The following is a 12,715-nucleotide window of genomic DNA, read 5'->3' on the forward strand; positions in this document are numbered from 1 at the left end:
CACCATCTCACCGAGCGCCTGGGCGTCCGTGGCGCTCGAACCCTGGCCAGCCCGCAGCGTCGACGACGCAGAAGCGGTTGCCCTCGGGGTCCTGCATGATGACGAAGTCGGCGTCGCCCGGCATGCGATCCCACGGCACGACCTCGGCGCCGAGCGCCTCGAGGCGCGCGACCTCCGCCTGCTGGTCGTCGGCGTAGAGGTCGAGGTGGATGCGCGGCGGCAGCGCGCGCTCGCTCGCGTGCGCGTCGAGCGACACGTTCGGGCCCGCTCCCGATCGCGGGCGCAGCAGCGCGAAGTCGTCGTCGACGGGCTCGCGCACGACGAGGTCGAGCGCGGCCGTCCAGAACGCGATCTGCGCGTGCAGGTCGACGACCCGGATGACGATCGACCCAACGACGAGCATGCGGCCACCCTGCGCACCCGCCCCGCCGCGAGGCCCGTCGCGAGGGACGCGAGCCGCGCGCAGACGCTGCTCGTGCGGCACCCCGCTGCGACTCGGGTCCCTCACGGCGCACGTCGCGCACCTCGGAACGCGAGGGGCGACCGACGGTGAGCGGTGTCGGCGGCCGCGGCTAGCCTCGTGAGCATGGCCAAGACCGACGCGCGCTTCCGCTGCTCCGAGTGCGGCTGGCAGACCGCGAAGTGGGTCGGCCGCTGCGGCGAGTGCCAGCAGTGGGGCACCGTCGAGGAGGTCGGGGCGCAGGCGGCCGAGCGCGTGAAGGCGGCGAGCATCCCGGCGAGCCGCGTCGCGCGCCCCATCACCGACATCGACGTGTCCGATGCGCCGCGCTGGGCGAGCGGCATCGGCGAGTTCGATCGCGTGCTCGGCGGCGGCATCGTGCCGGGCGCCGCCATCCTGTGCTCCGGCGAGCCGGGCGTCGGCAAGTCGACGCTGCTGCTCGAGGTCGCGAGCCGAGCGGCGCAGTCGGGCAGGCGCGTGCTCTACGCGAGCGCCGAGGAGTCGGTCGCCCAGGTGCGGCTGCGGGCCGAGCGCACGGGAGCCCTGCACGAGCGCCTCTTCCTCATCGCCGAGACCGACCTCGCGCAGATCATGGGCCAGATCGCCGCCGTCGAGCCCGACCTCGTCATCGTCGACTCGGTGCAGACGGTCGCGAACGCCGACAACGACGCCATCGCCGGCGGTCCGAGCCAGGTGCGCGACGTCGCGAACGCCCTGACGCGCCTCGCGAAGACGACGGGCATCCCCGTCCTGCTCGTCGGCCACGTGACGAAGGAGGGCACGATCGCGGGGCCGCGCGTGCTCGAGCACCTCGTCGACGTCGTGACGCACTTCGACGGCGATCGTCAGACGGCGCTGCGGTTCGTGCGCGCGACGAAGAACCGCTTCGGCCCCACCGACGAGATCGGCTGCTTCGAGATGACGGGCGAGGGCATCGCCGAGGTGCCCGACCCCTCCGGCCTCTTCCTCTCGCGGCAGACCTCGCCCGACTCGGGCTCCTGCGTCACCGTCGCGCTCGAGGGGCGCCGCGCGATCCCCGTCGAGATCCAGGCGCTCGCCGTCACGTCGTCGACGCCCAACCCGCGTCGCGTGGTGAACGGCGTCGACTCGTCGCGCGTCGCGATGCTGCTCGCCGTGCTCGAGAAGCGCGTCGGCCTGCGGCTCGCCGATCGCGACGTGTACGTCTCCACCGTGGGCGGCATGCGCCTCCACGAGCCGGGCGCCGACCTCGCGATCGCCCTCGCCATCGTCTCGTCGGTGCGCGACGTGCCGCTGCCCGCGCGCCTCGTGGCCGTCGGCGAGCTCTCGCTCGCTGGCGAGATCCGACCGGCTGCGGCGGCGCGCAAGCGCGTCGCCGAGGCACGCAGGCTCGGCTACGAGCACGTGCTCGACGACTCGGCCGTGCACCTGCGCGGCGCCGTCGAGACGATCACCCTCCTGTCCGACGCGCTGCGCCAGCCGGCGGGCGTCGTCGAGTTCTAGCCTCGAGCTCGAGCTCGAGCCCGAGCGAGCGCGCCGGATCCGGCGCGACTGCGACGATGGACGCATGCCCACCGTCGTCGCCGCCGAGGTCCCGAGCCGTGCCGAGCTGCTCGCGCTCTACGACGCCGTGGGGTGGAGCGCGTACACGCGCGAGCCCGAGGTGCTCGTCGCGGGCGTCGCCGCATCGTGGCTCGTGGTCGCGGCGCGTGACGGCGGCCGCCTCGTCGGGCTCGCGCGCGTCGTCTCCGACGGCGCGACGATCGCGTACGTGCAGGACGTCCTCGTCGCACCGACGCATCAGAGGCTCGGCGTGGGACGCGCGCTGCTCGACGCCATCCTCGAGCGCACGTCGGGCATCCGGCAGACGGTGCTGCTCACGGACGCCGAGCCGGGCCAGCGCTCGTTCTACGAGGCGGCGGGCTTCACCGAGGCGCACGACGTCGCCCCGCATGCGCTGCGCGCGTTCGTGCTCCTGCGCTGAGCAGCCGAGAGCGGGCAGCCGCGCATGCCGACCCGGCCCCGCACCCAGGGCATCCATTGGCGCACCTGCCATGGTGGCGGCGGACGAGAGGAGCTCCATGCTCGACACCCGCCGCTTCCCGTGGCACGTCGTCGCCGCGGCCGTCACGACCGTGGTGGTCGCCATCGGGGTGCGCACGCTGCTCGCGCAGCTGCAGCTGTTCCCGATCGTCGAGTGGGGCGTGGCGCTGCTCGTCGGCTTCGTGGCCGGCGCCGTGGTGGCCAACGTCGTGCTCGCCCGCACCCGCACGCGCTGACCGCCGCGCACGGTCCACCGCACGAGGGAGGCCACGGCGCTCGTCGCCCTGGGAGCGAGGACGCGCGCCGTGGCCGGTTCGCCCGAGGAGCCGACCCGCTCCTCGGGACGCCTAGTCCTGCACGCCCCTGGTCGTCACCTCGGTGTCGATCATGCCCGTCGCGGTCGAGGCATCCAGCGTCTCCCCGCGGAAGAAGCCGGGCTCGCGCACGCGCTGCACGATCATGACGACCGCGCCGAGCAGGAGCACGACGACGCCCAGCACGAACACGAGGCCGAGGCCGCCGATCGACGACCCGGAGCCGTAGGCCGGATCCATCGAGTCGACGAGCGTCGTCACGAACAGCACGCCGAGCACGACGCCGCCGACGAGCGGGAAGATCAGCTGGAAGAAGGCGTTGCGCACCGACCGGAACCACGTGGTGCGGAAGTACCACACCGTCGCGAACGCGGTGAGGCCGTAGTAGAAGCAGATCATCATGCCGAGGGCCGTGATGGTGTCCCACAGCACGTTCTCGCTCACGAAGCGCATGACGGCGTAGAACGCCGACGCGACGATCGCGGCGACGAGCGTCGCGTAGCCGGGGGTCTTGAACCGCGTCACCGCTGCGAAGCGCCTCGGCAGCGCCCGGTAGTGGCCCATGGCGAGCAGCGTGCGAGCGGGCGAGACGAACGTCGACTGCAGCGACGCCGCAGACGACGACAGCACGGCGAGCGACACGAACGCCGCGAGCGGGCCGAGGATGGGGCCGGCGAGCGCGAAGAACACGTTGTCCTGGATGTCGGGGTTGCCGAGCCCGAACTCCCCCTCGCCGGTGCCGGCGAACGCGAGGAGCCCCACGGTGAGCAGCAGGTAGAGCACGACGATGATGAGCACCGTCGCCGTCGCGGCGCGACCGGGGGTGCGCGACGGATCCTTCGTCTCCTCGTTCATCGTGAGGGTGACGTCCCAGCCCCAGAAGATGAAGATCGACAGCGACAGGCCGGCGACGAGCGCCGAGAACGAGTCGACGGCGAACGGGTCGAACCACGACAGCGAGACGGGGGTGGCGTCGAACGCGGTGCCGTTCGCGACGTGCACGAACGCCGCGATCGCGAAGACCACGAGCACGAGCACCTGGAACCCGACGAGCACGTACTGCACGCGCTGCGTCGTCTGCATGTCGCGGTAGGCGATGAAGGTCGCGCCGGCCATGAACGCGAGGCACGTGACGACGTTGACGAGCGGGTTCGCCGCGATGTCGGCGATCGACGGCTGCCCGGTGATCTGCGCGATGAGCAGGTACAGGAAGTCGACCGCGATGCCTGCGAGGTTCGACAGCACGAGGATCGTGGCGGCGATGAGGCCCCATCCGGCCATCCACCCCACATAGGGGCCGAAGGCGCGGGTCGCCCACGTGAAGGAGGTGCCCGAGTCGGGGATGACCGAGTTCAGCTCGCGATAGCCGAAGGCGACGAGCAGCATCGGGATGAAGCCGAGCAGCACGATCGCTGGCGCCTGCGCGCCGACGGCGCTGACGGTCGGGCCGAGCGCCGCGGTCAGCGTGTAGGCGGGCGCGATGCAGGAGATGCCGATGACGACGGCGCCGATGAGCCCGACGGAGCCCTTCGCGAGGCCCTTCTGCGCCACCTTCGCGACGGCGTGCTCGGTGGTCACGATCGGCCTTCGAGGCTCGAGGCCACGTCGGCCGCTGCGGCCCAGCCGGATCGGATGCCGCCGTCGACGTGCTGGAAGCCGAGGCCCGCGAAGTCGCTGCACGCCCAGTGGATGGGCCCGACGGGCGTGCGCTGGTCGGCGCCGTAGCGGGTGAGCCCACCGAGGTCGTACGAGGCGCCGTACGCGCCGCGCGTCCACTCCTCCGAGCCCCAGTCGGACTCGTAGTAGACGACGGGGTTCGCGGCCTCGGGCCCGTAGTAGGCGGCGAGGGAGGCGAGGATGCGCGCCTTGCGCTCGTCGGCGGGCAGCGCGAAGACGCCGTCGGCGTGCTCGTCGGACACGAAGCCGACGAGCGTGCCGCGGGCGTCCTCGTGGTTCGTGTTGTCGTAGGCCTCGTGCACGAGCTCGTAGGGGCTGAACGCCGTGCCCGAGAGGCCGTCCTCGCGCCAGAACGGTCGGTCGTAGACGGCGTGCACCTTGATGACGAGCCCGAACGAGAGGTGCTGGTGCAGCTGGTGCTGCCTGCGAGGCAGCGGCGGCTGGTAGTCGATGCGGCCGTACAGCGTCGGCGGCATGGCGACGATCGCGCGGCGCGCGTGCACGACGACCCGGTCGGAGGTGACGACGACGCCGTCGGCCGTGTGCTCGAGGCGGCGCACGGGCGTGCCGGTGCGCACGCGGTCGCCGAGCTGCTCGGCGAGGGTCAGCGGCACCCGCTGCAGGCCGCCGACGACTCGGCGGTCGAGGATGAACTCCGAGTCGACGAGGTTCGAGAACGAGCCGGCCGACGCGGCCATGAGCACGGCCTGCAGCGCGGAGAAGGCGTGCGCGGGCTTCGTCAGCATCGCCTCGCCGATGAACATCGCGATGTGGCGGCGAGCGACCTCGTCGTCGGACTGCTGCTCGAGCCACCTCGAGAACGACACGGTGTCGAGCTCGCGGGCCCGGGGATGCGCCCATGGCGCCTCGGCGCCGATCTCGGCGACGAGCTCGTCGAGCAGCACCGTGAGGCGCTCCATCTCGGCGACGGTCGCGTCGGCGACGGGCAGCTGCTCGCCCGTGAAGCGGATGCGCTCGCCCGTCTCGGAGACGTACACCGAGTCGCCGTCGCGGTAGCGGGCGTACGTCTCGAGCCCGAGGGCGTCGAGCGTCTCGAGCAGCGCCGACTGGTCGGGCGACACCCACTGGCCGCCGAGCTCGAGCATCGCGCCGTCGATCGTCTCGGTCCAGAGTCGGCCGCCGACGCGCTCGCGTGCCTCGAGCACCACGACGTCGTGCCCGGCCTCGACGAGCCTCGTCGCCGCCGAGAGCCCGGCGACACCGGCTCCCACCACGACGACGTCGGCATCGACGTGCTCGATCTGCTGCGGATCGGTCATTCCCACGGCTCCCTCACGATGGATGTCGTCGCAGCATACGCGCACCGGCGACGGATCCGATAGCGCACGATGCCGAGCACGGCGGTATCCGCATGCGCGACGCGCGAGCGGCTCGCGTACGACGCCGCCATGGTGACGTCGACGGGCGCGCGGCGGCGGTCGGAGGGCCGGTGACTTCGCCGCTATCGGCTGCGATGGCCTACGGTCTGCTCGATGGGCATCCTGACCTACGGTGGCTCGACCGCATACGAGATCGACGACCGCACGCTCGCGCACCTCCGTGCCGTGATCGTCGCGAAGCTCCGCCAGCACCAGCACTTCGAGCTGAGCTGGACCGTGGAGGCGCATGCCGGCTCCGGCCGCGTCGCCCTCACGATCGACCCGGCGATCCCTCTCGAGTTCTCGTTCCGCTCGGCGCAGCCCGAGCGGTTGAACCCGCGGTGGACGCAGGCGCTCATGGAGGGCGCGAACTCGCCGCGGGGCCTCGTGCTCATGACGGAGGCCGAGTCGCAGGAGCCGCAGGCGCTCGACCGGGCCTGAGCCGCCGCAGCCTGCGGCGTCGTGCGGCGCCGCGCGTCAGCGCACGACGGTGGCGTCGAGCTCGTCGAGCACGGCAGGCTCGTCTGCGACGCTGCCCGCGGTGACCGGGATGCCCTCGGGGTCGACGACCTCGATGAGGCGCACCGTCGCGACCCCGTGGAGCACGCCATCGTGCGAGGCGAGGGCGACGCAGACGACCTCCGCGGGGAAGTCGAGCGCCTCGATCGCCGCCTCGAGCGACGCGGCGGCGTCGGTGGCGGTCGTGCCGGTGTAGGCGATCACGCGGTTATTGTTCGAGCTCGACATGCTTCGAAGCGTAGGAGCCTGCGCCACGGGCCACGAGGCCCCCTCCGACCTCGCCCGCATGTGATACCGGGCGCGCGTGGCGTCGGATGCCCCGCCCTCGGCGTCCCGTGCGCGGCGACCGCCTCAGCGCTCGAGCATCGGCGCGCCCATCAGGACAGGATGATCTGCTGCTCCGACGCCCCGGCGATGCCGGAGACCGTCACGGCGAGGTGATAGCTCGCGCCGCCGGCGGTGACCTGGTCGCGCGGCGAGGCGCACGTCTCGGGCGACGAGGCCGTGCGATCCCACGTGATGGGCAGGGTGCGCTGGGGCACGCCGGGCGCGAGCTCGACGATCTGGTCGACCTGGTCGACCGGGCAGTCGTCGGAGCGGAACACGACCTGCTCGCCCGTGCGCACCTCGTAGCGCTGCTGCGTCGTGCCCACGTTGAGCCTGCACGGATCGCCGGACACGTTCTGGATCTGGAACGACATCTGCACCTCCTGCCCCGACGCGTACGTCACGGCATCCGTGATGGGCGTCAGGAGCACCTGCTCGGGCGTGCAGGCGGCTGAGCCGTCGCCGTCCTCGGGGATGCCGCCGATGGGCGTGTACGGCTGCGTCGACGTGGGCGTCGGCGAGGGGCTCGGCGAGGCGCTCGGCGTGGGCGCCGCGCTCGGCGCCGGCTCGGCCGACGGCTCGCCGGCTGCCTCCCACGGTCGCCACATGAGCGCGACGACCACGAGTCCCGCCACGACGAGCAGCGCCAGCAGCGCCATCGTGCGACGTCGTCGTGCGACGGCCTGCCGCCGCCTGCGCTCCCGTTCCGTCGTCACCAGCCAAGGCTAGGCGGCGACGGGCCCCTGGAGGCGCTTCACCATGCGGGTGTTGCCGAGCGTGTTCTGCTTCACGTGCGCGAGGTCGAGGAACTCGGCGATGCCGTCGTCGTTCGAGCGCAGCAGCTGCTGGAAGACGTCGGGCGGCACGACCTCGTCGGCGACGGCGTCGTAGCCGTGCCTGCCGAAGAACGCGGTCTCGAACGTGAGGCAGAAGAGCCGCGAGAGGCCGAGGTCGAGCGCGCGCTGCTCGAGGGCGTCGAGGATGCGGTGCCCCACGCCCGAGCCGTGCACGTCGTCGGTGACCGCGATGGTGCGGATCTCGCCGAGGTCCTCCCACATGACGTGCAGGGCGCCGCACCCGACGACGCGCCCGTCGACCTCGGCGACCACGAACTCCTGCACCGCCTCGAACAGCGTCACGAGCTCCTTGCCGAGCAGGATGCGTCGCTGCACGTACGGCTCGATGAGGTCGCGCATGGCGCGGACGTCGCTCGTGCGAGCCTGGCGGACGGCGACGGAGGGCATGCATCCACGCTATCCCCGCGGCGATGCCCCGCCGACCACGCCCTGGTCGACCCGGGCGTACGCGTCTCGCAGGCGATCCCGGTGGCGGAGGGGCATGTTCCCTCCGCAGCCGGGATCGCCTGCGAGACGCAACCACCCGCCACCGGCCCCGCGGCACCCACGACGACGCCCCCGCATCCTGGTGGATGCGGGGGCGTCGATCGAGCGAGGGCGTCAGCCGGCGGTGGCCACGGCCTCGGCCGCGCCCGAGCGGTCCTCGACCGAGAACGCGAACTGTCCGTCGACGAAGTCGACGAGCACGTGCGCACCCGCGGTGAGCTCGCCGTGCAGGATCTTCTCGCTCAGCACGTCCTCGACCTCGTGCTGCACCGCACGCCGCAGCGGGCGGGCGCCGAGCGCCGGGTCGTAGCCGAGGTGGATGAGGCGCTCCTTGGCCGGGGTCGTCAGCTCGATCGTCATGTCGCGATCCATCATGCGGTCGGCGAGACGCTTCACGAACAGGTCGACGATCTGCAGGAGCTCCTGCGGCGTGAGCTGCGGGAAGACGATCGTCTCGTCGACGCGGTTGAGGAACTCGGGGCGGAAGGACTTCTTCAGCTCCTCGTTGACCTTGGCACGCATGCGCTCGTAGTCGTTGGCGCTCGAGCCCTCAAGCACGAAGCCGACCGGCCCGCCCGCGATGTCCTTCGTGCCGAGGTTCGTCGTCATGATGATGACGGTGTTCTTGAAGTCGACGACGCGACCCTGACCGTCGGTGAGACGACCCTCCTCGAGGATCTGCAGCAGCGAGTTGAAGATGTCGGGGTGCGCCTTCTCGATCTCGTCGAAGAGCACGACGGAGAACGGCTTGCGGCGCACCTTCTCGGTGAGCTGGCCGCCCTCGTCGTAGCCGACGAATCCGGGAGGGGCGCCGAAGAGGCGCGAGACGGTGTGCTTCTCGCTGTACTCCGACATGTCGAGCGAGATGAGGGCGTCCTCGTCGTCGAACAGGAACTCGGCGAGCGCCTTGGCGAGCTCGGTCTTGCCGACGCCCGTGGGGCCGGCGAAGATGAACGACCCACCGGGGCGACGCGGGTCCTTCAGACCCGCTCGCTGGCGACGGATGGACTTCGCGAGCACGCCGATCGCCTCGTCCTGGCCGATGACCCGCTCGTGCAGCGCCTTCTCCATGAACACGAGGCGAGCGGACTCCTCCTCGGTGAGCTTGAAGACGGGGATGCCGGTCGCGTTCGCCAGCACCTCGGCGATGATGCCCTCGTCGAGCGTGCCCGTGGGGCCGCCGTCGCCGGAGCGCCACTGCTTCTCGAGGCGCAGGCGCTCGCCGAGGAGGTTCTTCTCCTCGTCGCGCAGGCGTGCGGCGCCCTCGAAGTCCTGATCCTCGATCGCGCGCTCCTTGCGGGTGCGCACGTCAGCGATGCGCTCGTCGAACTCGCGCAGCTCGGGCGGTGCCGAGAGGATCGACAGGCGCAGGCGTGCGCCGCCCTCGTCGATCAGGTCGATCGCCTTGTCGGGCAGGAAGCGATCCTGCACGTAGCGGTCGGCGAGGTTCGCGGCGGCGACGATCGCGCCGTCGGTGATCGTGACCTTGTGGTGCGACTCGTAGCGGTCGCGCAGGCCCTTGAGGATGTTGATCGTGTGGGCGACCGACGGCTCGGCCACCTGGATCGGCTGGAAGCGGCGCTCGAGCGCGGCGTCCTTCTCGAAGTGCTTGCGGTACTCGTCGAGCGTCGTCGCGCCGATCGTCTGCAGCTCGCCTCGCGCCAGCAGCGGCTTGAGGATGTTGGCCGCGTCGATCGCGCCCTCGGCGGCACCCGCGCCGACGAGGGTGTGGATCTCGTCGATGAAGGTGATGATGTCGCCGCGGGTGCGGATCTCCTTCGTCACCTTCTTGAGGCGCTCCTCGAAGTCGCCGCGGTAGCGGGAGCCGGCGATGAGCGAGCCGAGGTCGAGCGTGTAGACCTGCTTGTCCTTCAGCGTCTCGGGCACCTCGCCCTTGACGATGGCCTGCGCGAGACCCTCGACGACGGCGGTCTTGCCGACGCCGGGCTCGCCGATGAGGACGGGGTTGTTCTTGCCGCGACGCGAGAGGATCTGCATGACCCGCTCGATCTCCTTCTCGCGCCCGATGACGGGGTCGAGCCGGCCGTCGCGCGCTGCCTGCGTGAGGTTGCGCCCGAACTGGTCGAGGATCTGCGACCCCTTCTGGTCGCCGCCCTGCTGCTGCGACTCGCCGCCGACCGTCGTCGACTCGCGCGACTGCGTGCCCGAGAGCAGCTGGTTCACGGTCTGGCGGACGCGGTTGAGGTCGGCGCCCAGCTTCACGAGCACCTGGGCTGCGACGCCCTCGCCCTCGCGGATGAGCCCGAGCAGCACGTGCTCGGTGCCGATGTAGTTGTGGCCGAGCTGCAGCGCCTCGCGCAGCGAGAGCTCGAGCACCTTCTTCGCACGCGGCGTGAAGGGGATGTGCCCGCTCGACTGCTGCGCACCGGTGCCGATGATGTCCTGCACCTGCTCGCGCACGGCGTCGAGCGAGATGCCGAGCTGCTCGAGCGCCTTGGCGGCGATGCCCTCGCCCTCGTGGATGAGACCGAGCAGGATGTGCTCGGTGCCGATGTAGTTGTGGTTGAGCATCTTCGCCTCTTCTTGGGCGAGGACGACCACACGGCGGGCGCGATCGGTGAACCGTTCGAACATCGCATGCCTCCTGACGTCTGGATTCGAGGCTAGACCGTGCGCGAGCGCTGCGGCGCCCTGTTCGCTGTCGGCATGGCGCGCACAGGCGCGACCGATGCGGGCTGGATACCCTGCCTTCTCGAGGAGGTCCCGTGACCCTTGACGACCCGCGTCGCACCGGCGCCCCCGCGCCGCTCGGACGCCAGCAGCCCGCGGAGGCGGCCGGACCGGTCGAGAACCCCGCGACCGCCGCCGATCGCGCACCCGACCGCGTCGTGCCCGCAGGGTTCAGCCGCGGCGAGGACGCCATCTACCAGGCGCAGTGGGGCACCCCGCATCCATGGACGCCGCCCGCGGCGCCGCAGGCGCCGCCCGGATGGCAGCAGCAGCCGCCCGCTGCGGCGTCGCGCACCCGGGTGCCGGCCGCGCTGCCGCTCGAGGGCCAGGTGTTCGCGCAGACCCTGCGGCCGCTCACGCGCCGCGTCGGCCGATGGTTCCTCGCGTGGGCGATCTTCCTCGGCGTCGCAGGCGCGGGCACCATCGTCGCGATGGCGATCATGGTGCCCGCCCTGCTCTCGTCGTTCGCCGACATGCCCCTCGTCGTCGACCCGACGGATCGGTCGCTCGTCGGCGACCTGCTGTCGTCGCCCGAGGTCTTCCTGGCCAACAACCTGCTGCTCGCCTCCTGGATCCCGGCGGGCATCCTCGCCATCGCCGCCTACGGCGATCGGCTGCTCGGCTTCGCGTCGAGCGTCGCGGGCCGGTGGCGGTGGGGCATCACGGGGCGCGCGGCGCTCGTCGTCGTGCCGATCTTCGTCGTCTACGTGGGCTCGATGCTCGCGATCGACTCGAGCGTCGAGTGGCGGTGGGACCCGAACTGGGTGCTCGTCGCCGTCGTGCTGCTCACGACGCCGCTGCAGGCCACGGGCGAGGAGTTCCTCTTCCGCGGCTTCCTCACGCAGCAGCTGGGCTCCTGGATCCGGCATCCGGTCGTCGCGTCGCTCGTGCCCGGCGCGGCGATCGCCGTCGTGTTCGGCCTCGTCCACATCCCCAACGGCTACGGCCCGCTCGCCATCCTGCAGGTGACGCTCGTCGGCTTCGTGTGCACGCTGCTCACGTGGCGCACGGGCGGCCTCGAGTCGGCGAGCGTGCTGCACACGGCGAACAACCTCTTCATCATGCTGCCGCTCGCGCTCATGGGCATCTCGCCGTTCGCGACGTCGACCGGCGAGTCGGGCCCCGTGTGGGTCGAGCTCGTGTCGTTCGCGGCGGCGCTCGTGGCCCTCGGCCTGTCGTACCTCGGCGTGCACCTCATCTCGAGGCGGTGGCAGCGCACCACCGAGGGCGCGCCGGGCGCCGAGCTGCTCCTGCTGCCGAAGCCTGCGGCCATGGCGGTCGCTCCCGGGTACGGCGCGCAGCCCGCGTACGGTGCGCAGCCCGCGTACGGTGCGCAGCCCGCGTACGGTGCGCAGCCCGGCTACGGCGCACAGCCCGGCTACGGCGCCCAGCCCGCGTACGGCGCACAGCCCGGCTACGGCGCACAGCCCGGCTACGGCGCCCAGCCCGCGTACGGCGCACAGCCCGGCTACGGCGCACAGCCCGGCTACGGCGCACAGCCCGGCTACGGCGCAGCCGGCTACGGCATCCCGCAGCCCGGCTGGCAGCCGGATCCGTCGCAGCCGCCCGTGCAGCATGCGAGCCCGGCCGAGACGCACGGATGGGGTGCGCCGGCCGAGGAGGCACCGCACGCCCAGGCGCCGCACGCCGAGCAGGCGCCCCGGCCCGACGAGGCACCTCCCGCCGAGCAGGCGGCGCGCCCCGACGACCGCTGAGGGCGACCCCCAGACGCACGAACGCCCGCACCATCCGGTGCGGGCGTCGTCGTTCGGGGCGTCAGGCCTTGGGCGGCAGGCCGGCCTTCTCGCGCTCCTCGGCCTCGATGCGGTCGTAGGCGCGGCGTGCCGTGCGGTCGGCGCGGACGATCGAGCGCAGCACGAACCAGAAGATCGCGACGATGAGGATCGTCGGGACGAGCGAGAAGATCGCGTTCCCCCAGAAGTCCTGCGGCATGCATCCATCGTACCGCCGCCGCGAGCGCGC

Annotated in this window: 13 protein-coding genes; 5 read left to right on the forward strand and 8 right to left on the reverse strand. The window is 72.0% G+C overall.

Features of this window, described 5'->3' with window-relative positions:
• Positions 1–7: 7 nt before the first annotated feature.
• Complete coding sequence (locus ACFQPP_RS00325) at positions 8–403, reverse strand: VOC family protein (RefSeq protein ID WP_376914462.1); 396 nt, start codon at positions 401–403, stop codon at positions 8–10.
• Positions 404–586: 183 nt separating this feature from the next.
• On the opposite strand from ACFQPP_RS00325, the gene radA reads away from it, so the two are divergent.
• The 3 genes from radA (at position 587) to ACFQPP_RS00340 (ending at position 2,718) form a co-directional block, all read left to right on the forward strand.
• Positions 587–1,942: a DNA repair protein RadA gene (radA, locus tag ACFQPP_RS00330; protein WP_376914464.1), complete on the forward strand. Its 1,356-nt coding sequence runs from the start codon at positions 587–589 to the stop codon at positions 1,940–1,942.
• 64 nt (positions 1,943–2,006) lie between these two features.
• Positions 2,007–2,423 carry a GNAT family N-acetyltransferase gene (locus ACFQPP_RS00335; protein WP_376914466.1) on the forward strand — a complete coding sequence of 139 codons (417 nt, stop codon included), beginning with the start codon at positions 2,007–2,009 and terminating at the stop codon, positions 2,421–2,423.
• Between the two features lie 97 nt (positions 2,424–2,520).
• A complete protein-coding gene (locus ACFQPP_RS00340) occupies positions 2,521–2,718 on the forward strand; it encodes a hypothetical protein (RefSeq protein ID WP_376914467.1) in 198 nt (65 codons plus the stop codon).
• 111 nt (positions 2,719–2,829) lie between these two features.
• On the opposite strand, the gene ACFQPP_RS00345 is transcribed toward ACFQPP_RS00340, so the two are convergent.
• Entirely contained in the window at positions 2,830–4,374 is a 1,545-nt protein-coding gene (locus ACFQPP_RS00345; protein ID WP_376914468.1) for an APC family permease, read from the reverse strand.
• Complete coding sequence (locus ACFQPP_RS00350) at positions 4,371–5,735, reverse strand: flavin monoamine oxidase family protein (RefSeq protein ID WP_376915279.1); 1,365 nt, start codon at positions 5,733–5,735, stop codon at positions 4,371–4,373. The genes ACFQPP_RS00345 and ACFQPP_RS00350 overlap by 4 nt, the downstream gene beginning before the upstream one ends.
• Before the next feature lie 231 nt (positions 5,736–5,966).
• Here ACFQPP_RS00350 and ACFQPP_RS00355 point away from each other — a divergent pair, with 231 nt between their 5' ends.
• Positions 5,967–6,293 carry a hypothetical protein gene (locus ACFQPP_RS00355; protein WP_376914469.1) on the forward strand — a complete coding sequence of 109 codons (327 nt, stop codon included), beginning with the start codon at positions 5,967–5,969 and terminating at the stop codon, positions 6,291–6,293.
• 36 nt (positions 6,294–6,329) lie between these two features.
• Here the strand turns inward: ACFQPP_RS00355 and ACFQPP_RS00360 are convergent, their stop codons facing one another.
• From ACFQPP_RS00360 to ACFQPP_RS00375, 4 genes are all read right to left on the reverse strand, one after another.
• Positions 6,330–6,599, reverse strand: a complete 270-nt coding sequence (locus ACFQPP_RS00360; protein WP_376914470.1) for a hypothetical protein — start codon at positions 6,597–6,599, stop codon at positions 6,330–6,332.
• A gap of 149 nt (positions 6,600–6,748) precedes the next feature.
• Complete coding sequence (locus ACFQPP_RS00365) at positions 6,749–7,414, reverse strand: hypothetical protein (protein ID WP_376914471.1); 666 nt, start codon at positions 7,412–7,414, stop codon at positions 6,749–6,751.
• Between the two features lie 9 nt (positions 7,415–7,423).
• Entirely contained in the window at positions 7,424–7,942 is a 519-nt protein-coding gene (locus tag ACFQPP_RS00370) for an amino-acid N-acetyltransferase (protein ID WP_376914472.1), read from the reverse strand.
• Positions 7,943–8,155: 213 nt separating this feature from the next.
• Positions 8,156–10,636, reverse strand: coding sequence for an ATP-dependent Clp protease ATP-binding subunit (locus ACFQPP_RS00375; RefSeq protein ID WP_376914473.1), 2,481 nt, complete (start codon positions 10,634–10,636; stop codon positions 8,156–8,158).
• A gap of 131 nt (positions 10,637–10,767) precedes the next feature.
• Here ACFQPP_RS00375 and ACFQPP_RS00380 point away from each other — a divergent pair, with 131 nt between their 5' ends.
• The gene (locus tag ACFQPP_RS00380) at positions 10,768–12,447 is read left to right on the forward strand and encodes a type II CAAX prenyl endopeptidase Rce1 family protein (RefSeq protein ID WP_376914474.1); all 1,680 of its coding nucleotides are present in this window, start codon (positions 10,768–10,770) and stop codon (positions 12,445–12,447) included.
• 61 nt (positions 12,448–12,508) lie between these two features.
• On the opposite strand, the gene ACFQPP_RS00385 is transcribed toward ACFQPP_RS00380, so the two are convergent.
• Positions 12,509–12,685 (reverse strand): hypothetical protein, encoded by a 177-nt coding sequence (locus ACFQPP_RS00385; protein ID WP_376914475.1) that lies wholly within the window; start codon positions 12,683–12,685, stop codon positions 12,509–12,511.
• Positions 12,686–12,715 lie beyond the last annotated feature (30 nt).

Source organism: Agrococcus sp. GCM10030265, assembly GCF_042666675.1.
Classification (GTDB): Bacteria; Actinomycetota; Actinomycetes; order Actinomycetales; family Microbacteriaceae; genus Agrococcus.